The 17268-nt window shown below is 42.4% G+C and carries 12 protein-coding genes; 10 read left to right on the top strand and 2 right to left on the bottom strand.

What is annotated here, in order from left to right; genetic code table 11:
- The first annotated feature begins 32 nt into the window (after positions 1-32).
- The 5 genes from P2G54_RS15195 to P2G54_RS15215 all read left to right on the top strand — a co-directional run bounded on the left by P2G54_RS15195 (position 33) and on the right by P2G54_RS15215 (position 7427).
- Positions 33-3503 (top strand): hypothetical protein, encoded by a 3471-nt coding sequence (locus P2G54_RS15195; protein ID WP_275872398.1) that lies wholly within the window; start codon positions 33-35, stop codon positions 3501-3503.
- Between the two features lie 64 nt (positions 3504-3567).
- Positions 3568-4272: an SDR family oxidoreductase gene (locus P2G54_RS15200; RefSeq protein ID WP_275872399.1), complete on the top strand. Its 705-nt coding sequence runs from the start codon at positions 3568-3570 to the stop codon at positions 4270-4272.
- A gap of 4 nt (positions 4273-4276) precedes the next feature.
- A complete protein-coding gene (ispG, locus tag P2G54_RS15205) occupies positions 4277-6259 on the top strand; it encodes a (E)-4-hydroxy-3-methylbut-2-enyl-diphosphate synthase (protein WP_275872400.1) in 1983 nt (660 codons plus the stop codon).
- Positions 6260-6342: 83 nt separating this feature from the next.
- Complete coding sequence (locus tag P2G54_RS15210) at positions 6343-6537, top strand: DUF6728 family protein (RefSeq protein ID WP_275872401.1); 195 nt, start codon at positions 6343-6345, stop codon at positions 6535-6537.
- A 152-nt stretch (positions 6538-6689) separates the two neighbouring features.
- A complete protein-coding gene (locus P2G54_RS15215; RefSeq protein ID WP_275872402.1) occupies positions 6690-7427 on the top strand; it encodes an NIPSNAP family protein in 738 nt (245 codons plus the stop codon).
- A gap of 76 nt (positions 7428-7503) precedes the next feature.
- Here the strand turns inward: P2G54_RS15215 and P2G54_RS15220 are convergent, their stop codons facing one another.
- Positions 7504-9135, bottom strand: coding sequence for an ABC-F family ATP-binding cassette domain-containing protein (locus tag P2G54_RS15220; RefSeq protein WP_275872403.1), 1632 nt, complete (start codon positions 9133-9135; stop codon positions 7504-7506).
- Between the two features lie 99 nt (positions 9136-9234).
- Complete coding sequence (sucD, locus tag P2G54_RS15225) at positions 9235-10116, bottom strand: succinate--CoA ligase subunit alpha (protein WP_275872404.1); 882 nt, start codon at positions 10114-10116, stop codon at positions 9235-9237.
- A gap of 113 nt (positions 10117-10229) precedes the next feature.
- Here sucD and P2G54_RS15230 point away from each other — a divergent pair, with 113 nt between their 5' ends.
- The 5 genes from P2G54_RS15230 to P2G54_RS15250 are packed head-to-tail and all read left to right on the top strand — an operon-like array spanning position 10230 to position 17247.
- Positions 10230-13673 carry an ATP-binding protein gene (locus tag P2G54_RS15230; RefSeq protein ID WP_275872405.1) on the top strand — a complete coding sequence of 1148 codons (3444 nt, stop codon included), beginning with the start codon at positions 10230-10232 and terminating at the stop codon, positions 13671-13673.
- A gap of 46 nt (positions 13674-13719) precedes the next feature.
- A complete protein-coding gene (locus P2G54_RS15235) occupies positions 13720-14895 on the top strand; it encodes an ATP-binding protein (RefSeq protein ID WP_275872406.1) in 1176 nt (391 codons plus the stop codon).
- Position 14896: 1 nt separating this feature from the next.
- Positions 14897-15529, top strand: a complete 633-nt coding sequence (locus tag P2G54_RS15240; RefSeq protein WP_275872407.1) for an ATP-binding cassette domain-containing protein — start codon at positions 14897-14899, stop codon at positions 15527-15529.
- A complete protein-coding gene (locus tag P2G54_RS15245; RefSeq protein ID WP_275872408.1) occupies positions 15526-16779 on the top strand; it encodes an FtsX-like permease family protein in 1254 nt (417 codons plus the stop codon). Before P2G54_RS15240 ends, P2G54_RS15245 begins: the two co-directional genes overlap by 4 nt.
- Positions 16780-16803: 24 nt before the next feature.
- Complete coding sequence (locus P2G54_RS15250) at positions 16804-17247, top strand: hypothetical protein (RefSeq protein ID WP_275872409.1); 444 nt, start codon at positions 16804-16806, stop codon at positions 17245-17247.
- Positions 17248-17268 lie beyond the last annotated feature (21 nt).

Genomic DNA, 17268 nt, shown 5'->3' on the forward strand with positions numbered 1-17268 from the left:
TTTAGTACCTTGTTTTGAAAAGAGGGATCGCTTTGAAAATACGCGTAATTTTTATTTCCTGTTTTTTATTGCTCCTTAGCCTCACTAGCTTACAGGCACAGGAGAAATGCCGTTGGGTAAGAGCGGATTTTTTTAAGGAGAATAGAGAACTCGATTCCCTTTCTGTGATTGAAGAAAGTATCCGGGTAAAGGATCAAGCAGGAAAAACTTACTCTTATGAATTCAACCTGAACGGGAATACACTTAGAATTTTGGATCAGGGGGAAAAAATGCCTGATTCATTGCAGGTATGCTATCGGACATTTGGGATCCGGTTTGACAAGAGTATTTCCAGAAGGACTCTTGTTGAGAATTATGATTCTACTGCCCGGTTTAGGGACAACAGACTTGTTGAAACTCCCTCCTTTGATTACAGGGAAGAATTGTTTCCATCGACCAATCTGTATAAATCTGGAAGTCTGACTAGGGGGGTATCTTTTGGGAATACCCAAAATGTCTTTGTCAACTCGGCACTCAACCTTCAGTTGGAGGGAGAAATAGCCGAAAATCTTAATATTCGGGCAAGTATCACCGACCAGAATGTGCCCTTTCAACCGGAAGGGAACACCCAACAGATTCAGGATTTTGACAATGTGTTGATCGAACTTTATAATGATGATTTCAAGCTGGCAGCTGGGGATATAGTCTTGCAGCAAAGGCAGTCGGAATTTTTGCGCTATTACAAGAATGTCCAAGGGCTTCAAATTACTTCCAATTACAAGATGAAAGGTAATTGGAGTGCCAGTTCCCAGGGATTTGCTTCGGTGGCAAAAGGAAAATTCGCATCCATTCAGGTTCCCATACTTGAGGGAGTTTTAGGGCCTTACAGACTGAGTGGTCCTAATAATGAACGGTTTGTAATCATTATGGCAAATTCAGAACGTGTGTTTTTGGATGGAAAACTTCTTCAAAGGGGCTTCAATGCAGACTATGTGATTGATTACAATCAGGCTGAGATCACCTTTACTCCCAAGGTGCTCATTACCCAATATTCCCGTGTCCGTGTTGATTTTGAGTATGCCGAGCGAAACTATTCCCGGTCTATTTTGGGAGCAAATCATTTGCAAAGCAATGGGAAAGTAGATGTCTATTTGAATTTTTATCAAGAAAAGGATAACAGGAACCGCCCTTTGTTTACTGATTTTACCCAAGAAGAATTGGCCTTGCTTGCCTCAGTTGGAGATCAAGTCGATAATGCCAGAATTCCCAGAATTGATAGCGTTGCCTATGATCCCAATAGAATTCTTTATAAAAGGGTTACCGAGATGGATTCCCAAGGCAATTCTGTCGTCTATTACGAATATTCCACTGATCCCGAAAGAGCACACTTTGCACTTTCATTTACTCAAGTTGGGGCAGGTCAGGGAGATTATAGAAGGTTGAACCAGCTTTCCAACGGAACAGTCTATGAATATGTCCCCAGGGTGGATGGACAAGCACAGGGGGATTATTCGATTTTGACCCGCTTGCCTACTCCTGATAGCAAAAGAATGCTCACGGCAGGAACAAGGGTAAAGTTGGGGGAGTATGAAAAAGTATATACAGAATTTGCCCTTTCCTCCAAGGATCAAAATCTCTTTTCAGAAATCGGAGATGAAAACAACGAGGGGTTTGGTTGGAAAATAGGTCTTCAATCTGAAAAAAGGGCTGTTGGCTTTTTGGAAGGCTATGAGTTTAAAGGCTTGACTGAGTTCGAATTTAATTCCACCAATTTCAATTTTATAGACCGCTTCCGGTACATAGAGTTTGACCGGGATTGGGGATTGACAGCCCAGGAATTGGGGCAGGCTGCGGCAGAGCGATTTTTTAAAGCCGGCTTGGGTATGGAAAAGGATGAAAAAAACCGCTTGGATTATCAACTGTATTTAAGAAATCGGGCGGAAGTTTTGGACGGGGCGCAGCATACTGCCAACTGGAATGTGGAGCTTGGAAAAAGATGGAGGGTTCGACAGCAGTTTTTCCGAATGAACAGTGGGCGCGATTCTCTAGACTCGGATTGGACCCGGTATTTGGGCAATCTTTCCTTTCAATCCAAAATTCTGGTTCCCGGTTACCAGTTTTCATTGGATAGGAATATCCTAAAAAGGGCAAGGACCGACTCAGTCATCAGTACAGCTATGAATTTTCAGGAGCATTTAGTGTTTCTCCAAAGTAATGACACACTTGGGTTGAAATTTAGAGCAGATGCGGCTTGGAGAGAGGATAAGGCTCCTTATGATGGAAAGTTGGAAAATGACACGAGAGCATTTACTTCAAATTTCACTTTTCAAAAGAGGTGGAGTCAACACAGTTTAACCAGCACTTTTACTTATCGTGAAATGGAATATATCATGCGGGATTTGCCCAACGAGTTGACGGTCATGGGAAAGTTGGATTATTCGGGAACTTTGGGGAAAAATCTCATCCGAAATGAATTAAGCTATGCCATTGGGAACGGGAGGGAGCTCCGGCGGGAATTTGTTTTTTTACCTGCCCCAAACGGAGATGGTACCCATACTTGGAGGGATGATAATGAGGATGGTATTCAACAACTGAACGAATTTTATCTTGCAATCAATCCAGAGGAGAAGCAATACATCAAGATTTTTGTTCCTACTGATACCTACATTCAAGCTTACAGTTCCTTGCTGAATTACCGGATTCAGGCACAACTTCCAGAGACTTGGAGAGAGTCGGGAGGGCTGAAGGCATTTCTGTCCAAATTTTCAAACACCAGCAGTTTGAGTGTGGAGAAAAAAGTGACTTCGGAGGATTTCAAAGACAGAATCAATCCCTTCGTAAGCGGGATTAGTAGGGACGATATTCTTTCGGTAAGACAGGTGATCCGAAGTAGCTTTTTCTTCAACCGGGCATCAGCAAATTATGGATTTGACCTTTCTCTTTTTGATTCCCAGTTGAAGCAGTTGCTGTCGGGAGGTTTTGAAGACTTGATCCAAAAAGATTGGAAATTGAACGCTCGATATAACTTCAGTTCTCAAACTACCTTGAGAATTCTGGCGGGAACCGGTGAACGGGAGTCCGCCTCTGATTTTTTCGAAAACAGGAATTATACCATTCAGCAGAGTTCCCTGGGACCTGAATTTGCTTGGCAACCCAGTCCTTTTTTTAGAACCACAGCAACCTACTCTTTTACAGGTAAGGAAAATATAGCTAATGAAGAATTTAAAGAGTTGGCAAGTATCCATCAGGTTGGAATAGAGATACGCTATGCCAAGGCAATCCGAACAACGCTTAACGGGAACGTGAAATGGATCCAGATTGATTACAATGGAAAGAGCAATTCTCCAGTAGGTTACGAAATGCTCCAGGCACTAACTCCCGGAAGTAATGTCACATGGACTGTGAATTGGCTGCAAAAGATCGGAGAAGGACTTCAGTTGAATTTGGTATACGAAGGAAGGAATTCCCAAGGATTGGATAGAATAGTACATATCGGAAGGATGCAGGTTTCAGCACCGTTTTGATAAAAAAATGTAACTTTGTCCAAGCTAGATAGTTGTCATACTAACTATTAAAACACGAACAAAAATGCGGAAATGCATCCTTGTCTCAGGAGGGACAAAAGGAATTGGAAGAGCTATAATTAAGCGCTTTGCCAAGGAAGGGTTTGATATTGCGACCTGCTCCAGAAATGGAGAGGAACTTCAAGAACTGAAGGCAGAATTGGAGGCTCATTATCCGGGTATTCAGGTATTGGCTGAAGTTGCTGACCTATCCAAAAAAGAGGAGGTTTATGCTTTTGCCGAAAAAGTAAAGGGCTTTTCCAACCCAGATGTATTGGTGAACAATACCGGCATTTTTCTTCCAGGAGCTATACACGATGAGCCCGAGGGAAACTTTGAGTTTATCATGCATACCAATTTGTTTTCTGCCTATTATTTGTCCCGTTGTTTTGTCAAAGAAATGATCCAACGGAAATCCGGGCATATCTTTAGTATGGGATCTGTTGCAGGTACAAAAGCGTATCCAAACGGAGGTAGCTATGCAATTTCAAAGTGGGCTATGTTGGGGATGACCAAATGCCTGCGAGAGGAACTGAAGCCTCATGGAGTCAAAGTCACATCTATTTTGGCGGGAGCTACCTTCACGGCAAGCTGGGAGGGTATAGATCTGCCTGAAGAGCGATTTATGCGTGCAGATGACGTGGCAGAATCTGTTTGGGCTGCTTATAACCTTTCCCCCCAATCTGTTGTTGAAGAATTAATTGTCCGTCCCCAATTAGGAGATATTTAAGTTCATGGAGCCAATAATCAAATCAGCTGACTCTTTTTATTGCGATAGCCTTACGCGTTATTCCCGCCGAAAAACCATTCCCGTGAAAGTGGGAGATGTCATTATTGGAGGGGATAATCCAATTGTGGTTCAATCTATGACTACGGTTGACACTATGGATACCATGGGGTCTGTAGAGCAGTGCATCCGAATGATCAATAGCGGATGTGAGCTGATACGTATTACGGCTCCAAGTATAAAAGAGGCGGAAAACCTAAGAAACATCAAGGCTGAGCTCCGAAAAAGAGGGTATAATACGCCCTTGGTGGCAGATATTCACTTTACTCCCAATGCGGCCGAAATCGCAGCGGGAATTGTGGAAAAGGTTCGTATCAATCCCGGGAATTATGCCGATAAGAAAAAGTTCGAGGTAATTGAGTACACGGACCAAAGCTATCAGGAGGAACTCGAACGGATCCGAGAGCGCTTTCTTCCCTTGGTGAAAATCTGCAAGGAGAATGGTACTGCCATGCGTATTGGGACCAACCACGGTTCGCTTTCTGACAGGATCATGAGCCGCTATGGGGACACACCCCTTGGAATGGTAGAATCTGCCTTGGAATTTTTGAGGATTTGTGAAGCTGAGAACTTCCACGACATCGTGATTTCGATGAAGTCCTCCAATACACAAGTGATGGTTCAGGCTTATAGGTTGTTGGTTCAAAAACTAGATGAAGGAGGATTCAAGCCTTATCCTCTTCATTTGGGAGTCACAGAAGCCGGTGAGGCAGAAGACGGTAGAATCAAATCTGCTGTTGGGATCGGGACACTATTGGAAGATGGATTAGGAGATACAGTTAGGGTATCACTGACAGAAGATCCAGAGTTTGAAGCACCTGTTGCCAAGGCATTGATTGATCGCTATCTCCACAGGGCTGGCCATGAGTCCATACCTGAAATCTCCAATTACCCGATTAATCCCTTTGAGTACAGCAAAAGGCCAGCGGCAGAAGTATATAATTTCGGAGATCACAATGTGCCCCGAGTGATTACGGATATTTCCAGAATCCAACAAATATCGGAGAAGGAAATGAAAGCGGTAGGGCATTTCTATTTGCCAGAGCTGGATAAATGGAAAATGAATGACCAGGGATGTGATTTTGTTTATTCTGGGTCAAACCCTATTCCTTTCATGCTTCCCAATGGTATGAAGGAAATCCAAGACTCTGAAATCTGGAGACAGGCCCCAGATCAGTTGAATAAGTTCCCTCTGTTTACACTTTCGGATTACAAAGAAGCCAATAAGCTTCATTCTGAATTGAATTTTTTAGAGATTTTCGATACTGAAATTGAGCAAGCTATTCCTTTGGTGAAGGATAGAAAAGATACCGTGCTGATCTTAAAAACAGCCAATCAACATGCAATGCCGGCTGTCAGAAGATCATTCGTGAGATTGTTGGAATCAGACTGTATCATCCCGGTTGTGGTGAAGGTGAGTTATCCTGATCAATCGGAAGACCTGACTATGCTCTATGCCGCAACGGACGTTGGAGGATTGTTGGTTGATGGTTTGGGAGACGGAATCTTTATTTCCCTCGAGAAGGAGGGAGAGCACAGCCGCGCCGAGCTTTTGGATCAAATCAAACTGCATAATTCCGTTTCCTTTGGAGTCTTGCAAGCCGCTCGCACCCGAATGTCTAAAACAGAGTATATATCCTGTCCTTCCTGTGGAAGAACCCTGTTTGATCTTCAGGAAACTACTGCTATGATCCGAAAGAGAACCGATCATTTGAAAGGAGTTAAAATCGGTATAATGGGCTGTATTGTTAATGGCCCTGGAGAAATGGCAGATGCGGATTATGGATATGTGGGTTCAGGAAAGGGTAAGATTACCTTGTATAAAGGAAAAGAGGTTATGAAAAGATCGGTCCCTTCAGAAAAAGCGGTTGATGAGCTGATCAATATCATCAGGGAAGACGGAATGTGGATCGAACCGGAAACCATTTGATTAAATTCAATGAATAGGAGGAATTGGATTAAGGTGGTAAACTTATTTTCCTGAGTCTCTGTTCTAAAGCAAATTCAGATACTATGGCATCAGAAAATAAATTAAAGGAATTCTTCAAACTCGGTGAGGTTGGTGGATATTTCATCCGGGTATTTCAAAAGCCCGACCCAAATAAAAAGACAAATCTCAATCTTAGGATGATGCATGGAATCAATAAGATTTCCATCATTGTTTTTCTACTAGCCCTGATCATTTGGACGGTCAAACGCTTGATCTAATAGTTCCTATTTAAACTAAAGAGCCTGCTTCTGGTTTCCATGCCGTAAGCAGGCTTTATTTTTTAGCTCCCCTTTTTCATAAAAAGTATAGGAATTGATTTTTATCCGGTATTTTAAGTGTTAAAATTTCACTTAAAACCTAAAATCAACCTATGAAGAAATTATTTAACCTTCTTGTTGCTTTAATTCTTGCTCTTCCCTCTTTGGGCCAGCAACAGTCTACCTATTTCGAAATGCGGACCTATACCGCTCACGAAGGGAAAATGCCAGACCTGATCAAACGATTTCAGAATCATACTGCGGGCATATTTGAAAGAATTGGGATGGAAAATGTAGGCTATTTTCTGCCAGTGGATGAGACGGATAATACACTGACCTATATTTTAGGCTATCCAGATCAAGCTTCCAGAGATGCGATGTGGGAGGTGTTTTTGAACGATCCGGAATGGAAAAAAGTATACCAGGAGTCTATCAAGGACGGAAATTTGGTAAAAAGCATCGAGGAGGTCTTTATGACTTTGGCTCCGGGCCTGAATAATAGACCGAAGCCCTCTCCAAGCGGCGTTTTTCAACTCCGTGTTTATCATTGCTTTGAGGGTAGGGTTGATAATTTGGTAGCGAGGTTTAGAGACCATACTCAGGCACTTTTTGAAAAGCAAGGATTGAGAAATTATCCATATTTTCTGACGGTTGAGAAGGATGGAGCCCAATCAAAATTGGTTTATTTACTGGGAGCCGAAAACCAAGCGGAGTTTGAGGAAGCATTCCAGGCATTCATCAAAGACCCAGAATGGATCAAAGCTAGAGATGCTTCAGAGGCAGATGGGAAAATCGTTGAAAAAGTAGATGCCAAATTCCTGAAGACTCTTCCTTTTTCACCTATGAAATGAGAAAGCATTGCAAGAAAAAATCCCGGTTATTTGCCGGGATTTTTCATTTTGACCAATTCTAAAAAAAATGGTGGGTTTATCTTTCCACTTCTTTTAAGCTTTCCATTTTTTTGTTTCTGAGGAATCCATTGATGTCCTCAAAATGTTCCTTCACCCGTTTATTGCCAAATTCAAAAACCTTGGTCACCAAACCATCCAGGAAGTCCCGGTCGTGTGAAACCACAATTAAGGTCCCGTCGAAATCTTTCAGCGCATCCTTGATGATGTCCTTGGTTTTCATGTCCAAGTGGTTGGTAGGTTCGTCAAGGATCAAAAGGTTTACAGGTTCCAATAGTAATTTGATCATAGCGAGACGGGTTTTTTCTCCTCCGGAAAGGACCTTGACTTTTTTGTTGATGTCATCTCCCTTAAACATGAAGGCTCCCAATAAATCCTTGATTTTAGTTCGGATTTCGCCTACTGCGATCTGATCAATTGTTTCAAAAATGCTCAGGCTTTCATCCAGTAGCGAGGCTTGGTTTTGGGCGAAGTAACCAATCATGGCATTGTGTCCCAATTCACATTTTCCATTGAAGTCAATTTCTCCCATGATAGCCTTGATCATGGTGGATTTGCCTTCCCCGTTCTTTCCTACGAAAGCTACTTTTTGTCCTTGCTCAATGGTCATGGATGCATCTTTGAAAACCACATGATCTCCGTAAGATTTACTCATCTCATCGACGATCACCGGGTATTTTCCTGATCTAGGAGAGGGAGGGAATCGGAGTTTTAAAGCGGAGGTATCCACTTCATCCACTTCGACGATTTCCAATTTTTCGAGCATTTTGACACGGGATTGTACCTGGAGAGTTTTGGAATAGGTCCCTTTGAACCGCTCAATAAACTGGGTGGTTTCGGCGATGAACTTTTGCTGTTCCTCGTATTGCTTCTGCTGCTGTTCCCTGCGCTCTTTTCGAAGTTCTAGATAATGGGAATACTTTGCCTTATAATCATAGATCCTCCCCATGGTGACCTCAATGGTCCGGGTGGTAATATTGTCCACAAATGCTCGGTCGTGAGAGATGACCACTACTGCCTTTGCTTTATTCATCAAGAACTCTTCAAGCCATTGGATAGATTCAATATCCAGATGGTTGGTTGGTTCGTCCAAGAGGATCAAGTCTGGTTTTTGAAGAAGGATTTTGGCCAGCTCGATTCGCATTCTCCAGCCCCCTGAAAATTCAGAAGTGGATCTTTGAAAATCATCCCGTACGAAACCCAAGCCCAGAAGAACTTTCTCAACTTCTGCCTCGTAGTTGATTTCCTCAATAGCGTAAAATTTTTCGCTGAGTTCAGAGACCTTTTCGATCAGTTTGTAATAATCTTCTGATTCGTAATCAGTTCGGACAGTCAGTTCTTCGTTGATCCGTTCAATTTCTTCTTTCATGCCCAGATAGCTGGAAAAGGCCTTGGCGGTTTCCTCAAATACAGTACAGTCATCTGCAGTCAGCAAATGCTGAGGAAGGTAAGCGACCACATAGCCTTTAGGAGCGGAAACCGCCCCGGAGGTAGGTTTGCTCTGTCCGGCAATGATTTTGAGCAAGGTGGATTTTCCTGCTCCGTTTTTTCCCATCAAGGCGATTTTGTCATTGTCATTGATGGCAAAGGAAATATTACTGAATAGGGCCGTGCCGCCATGTTGAACGGTCACATTATCAACTGAAATCATGAATTGGTCTTTTGAAGGCGCAAAGGTAGGATATCGGATTGGAATCAAAAAAGCCGTCCCGAATTTCGGGACGGCTTTTGAAATATATTGAATGGAGAATTAGGCTTCGATACCCAGGGCCTTAGCCATTGTAGCTCCGATTTCTGCAGGAGATTCTGCGACATGGATGCCATTTTCTCTCATAATTCTCATTTTGGCAGCAGCCGTATCATCTGCACCACCGATGATAGCACCGGCATGACCCATTCTACGACCGGCAGGAGCAGTTTGTCCTGCAATAAAACCTACAACTGGCTTTTTGTTTCCGGTTTCTTTGATCCAGCGTGCAGCTTCGGCTTCGTAGTTTCCTCCGATTTCACCGATCATTACAATTGCATCAGTTTCAGGGTCTTCCATTAGCATTTGTACAGCTTGCTTGGTGGATGTTCCGATGATAGGATCTCCTCCGATACCGATCGCAGTAGACACGCCCAAGCCAGCTTTTGCTACCTGGTCGGCTGCTTCATAAGTCAAGGTTCCGGATTTGGATACGATACCGATTCTTCCTTTTTTGAAGACAAAGCCAGGCATGATACCCACTTTTGCTTCTCCCGGAGTGATCACCCCTGGGCAGTTTGGTCCGATCAAGATGGCTCCTCTTTCCTTGATGTAAGGCTTGGCTTTCATCATATCGGCTACAGGGATACCCTCAGTGATAGCAATGATCACTTTAATTCCCGCATCGGCAGCTTCCATTATCGCGTCAGCTGCAAAAGCAGGTGGTACGAAGATGATTGAAGTGTCTGCACCAGTCTTTTGAACGGCTTCTTCTACAGAATTAAAAACTGGCTTTTCCAGATGAGTTGATCCCCCTTTTCCTGGAGTTACACCACCCACAACATTGGTTCCATATTCAATCATTTGTTGTGCGTGAAAAGAGCCTTCAGATCCGGTGAAACCCTGTACGATCACCTTTGAATTTTTATTGACTAGTACACTCATGCTTCGGTTTTTAAAGTTTGCCACAAAAATAAGAGAAACCCACCGCTGACAAAAGAATTGATTAACATTATACTCGGAATTTGACATGTAGTTTCTTTTTCTATATTCGTTTTATGGGATTTCGATTGGGGTTCATCTTAGGGGTGTGGCTGGGTAGTTTGTTCATATTCAATGCTTCAGCTCAAAATTTCAAAGTAAATACAAAACCCAAGGGGATAAAGCTTCCTGTTCAGACAATTGTTGAAATTGAGCAGGATACTTTGGGTAGAATGTGGTTTTCCACTCCAAGAGGAGTGTATTACTCTGATGGAATACAAACTTTTTCCTTGCCGGATTCCCTTTTTTCAGAGTTTGATTTTCAGGTTTCTATTCTAAAGGATCCGGATGGAAGCATTTGGCTTTATAATGATAGAGGCTTGCCCAAAATGTTTAAGGGTGGCTATGGCTCCTGGGAAGAGGTAGAGTTAAATCTTAAAATAGACCCCCGATATAGCTCAGGGATCAAATTGTTTGTGGACGGTACAGGTGCTGAGAAGCAATATTTTTTGGATACCCGATTCCAGCTTTTTAGCTGGAGTAATGATGAGCTTCCTTTTGAAATAGATAGGGATTCTGAATCCACAGGTCCTCTCAATTCCATTACGCCTTTGGAAGAAGGTGTTTTGTTGAATTTCACATATGAGGTCAAGTTATGGAAAGGCAAGGGGTTAGAGGATGTGAATTTTGAAGGGATTAAACTTCCCTCTCTACCCGTTTTGATTAGGAAATCCCCAGAAACTGGGGACTATTATTTTTTAGGTAAAAATTATCTGGCAAGGGGGAAGGCTGCACTAAAACCCAGTGAAATAATAGCTACTGGTTTTGAAAAGGAATTCTTCTTTGCCAATGACGAATTTGGCCTGGATTTCTTTGGTGGCAATGTTTTTTACCATTTCAATTCTTCACTTCAGAAACTTCCCTATTCAGGGAATTTGCCATTGGAAATCGACTTGGAATATGTTTTCAATTCATTTTCAATCTTATCATTTTTGATTGATAGGGAAGGGATTTTGTGGATTGGCACCGTTCGCGGTCTGGCAAATCTAAACAGCCTGAAGTTTCAAAATTATGGAGTTTGGCAATCTGAATTTCTTCTTGAGGAAATTACCGCAATCCATAAGCTTCCGGATGGTACATTTTTGTTTGGCTTTAACAATGGAGTGCAGAAGTCCAGCCGAAACAACATAAAAACCATTTACAATGATCAGAGTCCGGGAGGTATTCCGACTCAGAGAATTGTCAATTTTTCTGCAGGAAAGGCCAATGATGTATGGTTGTCTGCCACCTATGGAGGGGTAGGACGATTTGATGTGGAGACTGAAAAATTGGAATTCTACAAAGCTCCTCCTGAAATCAACATTTCTTCGGTGGTGGTTCAGGATAGTATTTACATCACCAGTCCAAAAACATTGTTTGTGGCACCTGTGACAGCTAGAGGGGATCAGCTTTATCAAAAAAACCTAGACCAAGAAATTCAGGATTTATTGGGGGGCTCATTTTATTACCTTAGGAAAGCTGCAAAACTCAGTGATGGAAGAATTATCGTGATTCAAGCCAGTAAGCTGGAAAACCAACAGCCGGTATTGGAGAATGAGCGGATGATTATTGTAGAAGGCTATGATTATCTGGAAACTGAAAATGGTATTTTGTTGGGGGCCGAATCCGGTTTCAAAATCATCAAAGACGGAAAGCTCTCGCCATACCTAATCAATGACCGTGAAATTGACCGCCCCGTTTACGCGATACTGGAGGATAGTAAAGATCGGATTTGGTTGGGAACAGATGATGGGGTTTTTGTCATTGAAAAGGGTCAACTCACACATTACAATGAAACAAGTGGGCTAGTTGGGAATGAAGTCAATAGAGGCGCCTTGGTTGAAGGGAATCATGGTAGGATCATGATTGGCACCATGAAGGGTTTTTCCATTTTTCTCGAGGACGAGGGCTTTGAAGCCTTTGGCAGCCCCAATGTTTTTATTAAGTCTGCCAGCGTGGGAGGAGAGTCCTTGGTGAAAAATCCGGGATTGGAAGCTCCCTTTACGAAAAACTTCCTGGAAGTGGATTATTCAGCTATTGGCTTTAATGAGGAAGAGGAGCTTTGGGTTCACTACAGGCTGAAAGGGTATTCCAATGATTGGGAGATTGTCAAAGACCCTCATTCCACACGGATCTTTTATGGAAATCTTCCACCGGGATCCTATCAGTTTGAACTGAAAGCATCCTATGGGGGAAAAGTGTTCTCATCCACTGTTTTACTTTCCGGATTTAAGATTGCCAAACCTTTTTACCTACAGTTCTGGTTTTTGGCCTTGACGGTCATTCTGTTGATTGGCGCTGGAATTTTGATTAATATTTTTTACCGCCAATTACGAAAAGTAGGAGTGCTGGAAACTGCCTTTGATAAGAAAAACCAGGAAAAACTCATTGCCGAACAGCAGTTTAAAAACGTGTGGGATAGCTCTAAAGACGGTTTGGTCCTGAGTTTTGACGGAGAAGAACTGATTGCTGCGAATCCTGCATTTGCAAAATTGCTGAAAATGAAGCCGGAAGATCTCGTGGGAAGGAACGTCACCACTCTCATCGTGAATAAAGAATTTGAGGAATCCTTTTTTCCGGTTTTTAGAGAAAAGATCAGTGAAATAGACGAGGAGGGGTTTTCATTTGAGGCCACCGTTCCATGGCCTTCCGGAACATTTGAAGTGGAGATTTTCAACCGGATTATTCAAAAGGATAGTGAAGGAAGAAAAATTATTTTGAGTGTGGTACGAGATATTTCATCCGAAAAAGCAATTGAAAATAAATTACGTGACGCCAAAGAAAAAGCCGAGCAGGCCAACAGATTCAAGACCAGTTTACTTTCAAACATCAGTCATGAAATCCGGACTCCACTCAATGGTATACTGGGCGGAACCGAGCATATCATGATGACGAGACAGGATGATGCAAAGCTCATCTCCCAGTTGGACATCATCCTGCAAAGTGGGGAACGACTTTTGAAAACCATCAACTCCATTTTGGACATGGCTAAAATTGAGGCCAATAAAATGGAGGTAGTATATTCCGATACGGATATTCTCGCGTTTTTCAGGGAAATCATGTCGCCGCTTCGATCTATGGCAGAGAGAAAGGGTTTGAAACTCCGGGAGGAGTACCCAGCCCAGGATATTCATGGAAATATTGACAAGAGGTTTATGGAGATGATCATCAATAACTTGGTGAGCAATGCGATCAAATATTCCGAAAAGGGAGAAATCAGACTTTCTGTAGCGCTTCAGAACTCCAGTCTTGTAATTGAACTTGAAGATCAGGGAGTGGGTATGTCGGAGGAGTTTTTAAGAAAGGTTTTTAGTCCCTTTGAGCAAGAAAGTACCGGTAACAAAAGATTATATGAAGGAACTGGATTGGGAATGACTATCACTAAAAACCTGGTGGATCTATTGAACGGTGAGATTCGGGTAGAGACAGAAAAAAACAAAGGGACTTTGGTTGTTGTAAAGATTCCATTGCCGGAATCATAATTTTTGTATTTTCAGACCTTAATCTTTGCTAACCAGATTATTTTGCATGTTTAGTCTCAAAATTCTCATCGTTGAAGATGACTCCGTTTCTGCACTTTTACTTCAGAGAGCCCTCGAAAAAAACAATCATGAAATCATAGGTATTGCCGATTCAGGGGAAAAGGCCTTGGACCTGTTAGAGGAAAATCATTCTGACATTGTCATGATGGATATCAATCTAGCAGGTGAACTGGATGGAATAAAAACTACTGAAATCATCAATGAAAAATATGATATTCCTGTAGTCTACCTCAGTGCCAGCTCAGATGCCGAGACCCTCAATAAGGTGGTGGGCACAAATCCCAGTGCATATGTGATCAAGCCATTCAATATCAGGGAGTTGAATATGGTGATCGAATTGGCCATCTATAAGGATAGAAAGGAAAAGGAACTCCAAAAACTCAATAATGAGTTGGAGGAAAAGGTAAGAATCAGAACCGCTGAACTCTACGAAGCGAATAAAGAGCTGACCAAGGCACTTGAAAAGGAAAGAGAAATCAATGAGCTTAAATCCCGAATCGTGCTTAACGTTTCCCACGGATTCAAAACCCCTTTGACTTCTATACTGAGTTCAGCACAACTTCTGCAGATGTATGCCGAGAAGGAGCACCCTTTTAAGCAAAAGATCGCCAAGCATGCACTTAAAATTGAAAACTCCGTTCGTGCCCTGAACAATCTTCTTACCAGTGTATTGTTCTTTGGAAAAGCGGATGCAAATAAGATGGAGTACAAGCCCAAAAAAATGTTTTTGGGAGCTTTTCTTAAGGAGGTCTTGGACACGGTTAAAGCCGGTATAGAAAACGATGCCACCATCAAAACAAAGTTTGGCAACTTGCCGAAAACCATCACTTCAGATAGTGAACTTCTATATCAGGTTTTTGAAAACCTGCTATCCAATGCCGTGAAATACTCCAAGGATGGAGGGGAAGTGCTTTTTGAACTTGATTATGTTGACGGAAATCTTGTAGGAAAGGTAAGTGATCAAGGAATCGGAATACCCAAAAGTGAACAACCACAGCTTTTCGACCGTTTCTTTCGTGCCAAAAATGTGGGAATTGTAGAAGGCTCTGGTCTTGGCTTGTCAATCGTAAAAAAATGTTTGGATGTGCTCAAAGGTGATATCACTTTTGTGAGTGAGGTAGGCAAAGGTACTACCTTTGAAGTTACCATCCCTGCTAAGTAAAATGCTGTTTGAATCCCGAAATTTAAAATATTCCCATCCCGGACAAAATCCCCTGACTTTCCCTGATATCCGACTGGAGGGAGGGGAAGCTATTCTTGTGTTGGGGAAATCCGGAAGCGGAAAAACCACAATGCTCAATCTGCTTTCAGGTTTGCTTGTGCCAGAAGCAGGAGAGGTACTTCTGGATCAAGTAAATGTGGCTTCCCTGAAAGGTGCCGAGGCAGATCGGTTCCGTGGAAAAAACATTGGGATTGTATTTCAAAAGCCACATTTATTGGCTCCCCTGAATGTCAAAGAGAATCTTGAAGTTGCCAGTCATTTTTCTCATAATAAGGGACAGGATATTTTTCAATTGCTTCAGGAGTTGGGGATTGGAAAAAAGGCCAATTCAAGAGTTCAAACTCTAAGTGAAGGTGAGGCTCAGCGTGTTTCCATAGCCAGAGCAGTCATCACCAAGCCGAAACTCATTCTCGCTGATGAACCAACCTCAAGCTTGGATGATGAAAATACAGAAAAAGTCATCCAACTTCTTAAAAATCAGGCTGCAAAAATCGGTGCGGCTTTAATTATCGTAACCCACGATCAGCGGGTAAAAAACCATATTTCCAATTTCATAGAAGTAAATACCTTATGAATCTTTTTAGATTAAGCTGGAAATATTTGACATTCAGGCCTCTTTCCACAGGCTTGAATGTGTTTTTACTTGCACTGGGGCTGGCTATTATTACTGTGCTAATATTGGTTCAGGATCAGTTTGAGAAAAAAATGACCCAGGATGCCGAAGGGATAGATTTGGTGGTCGGAGCCAAAGGGAGCCCCCTGCAACTCATCCTATCTGGTGTGTATCATATTGATTTTCCAACCGGTAATATTCCAATCGATGAGGCCAAAAAGCTATCCAGAAACCGTCTTGTCAAACGGGTGATTCCTCTGGCTTTGGGGGATAATTTCCAAGGCTACCGAATTGTAGGAGCCAATTACGATTACCTGGATTTATATCAAGTCGAATTTTCAGAGGGGAAAATTTGGGAGCTCCCCTTTGAGGTGGTACTAGGTGCTGAGTTTGCAAAAAAGTCAGGGCTTCGGGTAGGAGATAAGTTTACAGGAAGCCACGGAATCAGTATTGGAAGTCATGAGCACGAGGTACATGCCTATCAGGTCACTGGAATACTTCAGCCAACGGGAACAGTGCTTGATCGCTTGATTATAACCAGTATAGAATCCGTTTGGTATATGCACGAGGATGAGGCTGAGGAGGATGCTGGTTTAGAGGCCAGTTCTCATGAAGAAAAATACCATAGCCCTGTGGCTATTTCCGGATTCCCTGAAAATGGAGAAGGAAAGGAAATCACCACCCTTCTAGTTCAATACAGAAGCCCAATGGCAGCAGTTCAACTTCCAAGAATGATCAATTCCGGAACTTCCATGCAAGCGGCTTCCCCTTCATTCGAAATGTCACGCTTATTCGAACTGCTCGGTGTGGGCGTTAGCCTTTTACAGGGATTGGCCTTTGTACTGATTATTATTTCGGGATTGGGAATATTCATAGCCTTATATAATTCTTTAAAGGAGAGAAAATATGATTTAGCGATTTTAAGAACGCTTGGCGCATCCAGATTTCAATTGTTGATCTTGGTGTTTCTGGAAGGGATCATGTTGACTTTTTTGGGAGCTGTTTTGGGAATTTTATTGGGGCATACCTTTTTGTCAGTATTGATTTCCAATAATGATCAAGGGGTTGTATCCTCACTTCAGGCATGGATTTTCCTAAAGCAAGAACTTTGGATAGTGGTATATGCGTTATTAGTGGGTATTGTGGCCTCCCTTATCCCAGCTTGGTCAGCTTATCAAACAAGTATTGCAAAGCAGCTGACAAAGGCTTAACTAGGGCCGAAATTTAATTAGCGTATGAAAAGAATAAAATTCCTTGGCTTATTCCTGTTGATTTCTGTTTTGGGATCAGTTTCCCTTCAAGCACAGCAGACCAATGTATGGAAAAGTCTCTCAGAAGTAAGCTATAAAATCAGCGAGGATAATTTTGGGGAATTGTATGTTCCGGTATTTTCTGAGAACATCAAGAAACTGGAAGGAAAAGTGGTGGAGGCAGATGGCTATATCATTCCTTTTGAGGGGATGTTCAAGCCGGAGCATATTATCCTCTCCAGCTTGCCTCTGGCTGAATGTTTTTTTTGTGGGTCAGGAGGACCGGAAACCGTCATGGAAGTCATGCTTTCCAGTCCTATAAAATATACCTCTAAGCGGGTAAAAGTCAGAGGAAAACTTACACTAAATTCCTCCGATCCGGAGAAGCTGATGTACATTTTAAAAGATGCCCAATTAGTGGATAATTAAAAACAAAACCCGGTCTCAGCC

Origin of the sequence: Algoriphagus sp. CAU 1675 (genome assembly GCF_029222925.1) — a bacterium.
In the GTDB taxonomy this organism is placed as follows: domain Bacteria; phylum Bacteroidota; class Bacteroidia; order Cytophagales; family Cyclobacteriaceae; genus Algoriphagus.

Coding starts and splice junctions, on each gene's coding strand:
- P2G54_RS15200 (WP_275872399.1), top strand. CDS start 3,568: ATGCGGAAATGCATCCTTGTCTCAGGAGGGACAAAAGGAATTGGAAGA.
- ispG (WP_275872400.1), top strand. CDS start 4,277: ATGGAGCCAATAATCAAATCAGCTGACTCTTTTTATTGCGATAGCCTT.
- P2G54_RS15210 (WP_275872401.1), top strand. CDS start 6,343: ATGGCATCAGAAAATAAATTAAAGGAATTCTTCAAACTCGGTGAGGTT.
- P2G54_RS15215 (WP_275872402.1), top strand. CDS start 6,690: ATGAAGAAATTATTTAACCTTCTTGTTGCTTTAATTCTTGCTCTTCCC.
- P2G54_RS15220 (WP_275872403.1), bottom strand. CDS start 9,135: ATGATTTCAGTTGATAATGTGACCGTTCAACATGGCGGCACGGCCCTA.
- sucD (WP_275872404.1), bottom strand. CDS start 10,116: ATGAGTGTACTAGTCAATAAAAATTCAAAGGTGATCGTACAGGGTTTC.
- P2G54_RS15230 (WP_275872405.1), top strand. CDS start 10,230: ATGGGATTTCGATTGGGGTTCATCTTAGGGGTGTGGCTGGGTAGTTTG.
- P2G54_RS15235 (WP_275872406.1), top strand. CDS start 13,720: ATGTTTAGTCTCAAAATTCTCATCGTTGAAGATGACTCCGTTTCTGCA.
- P2G54_RS15240 (WP_275872407.1), top strand. CDS start 14,897: ATGCTGTTTGAATCCCGAAATTTAAAATATTCCCATCCCGGACAAAAT.
- P2G54_RS15245 (WP_275872408.1), top strand. CDS start 15,526: ATGAATCTTTTTAGATTAAGCTGGAAATATTTGACATTCAGGCCTCTT.
- P2G54_RS15250 (WP_275872409.1), top strand. CDS start 16,804: ATGAAAAGAATAAAATTCCTTGGCTTATTCCTGTTGATTTCTGTTTTG.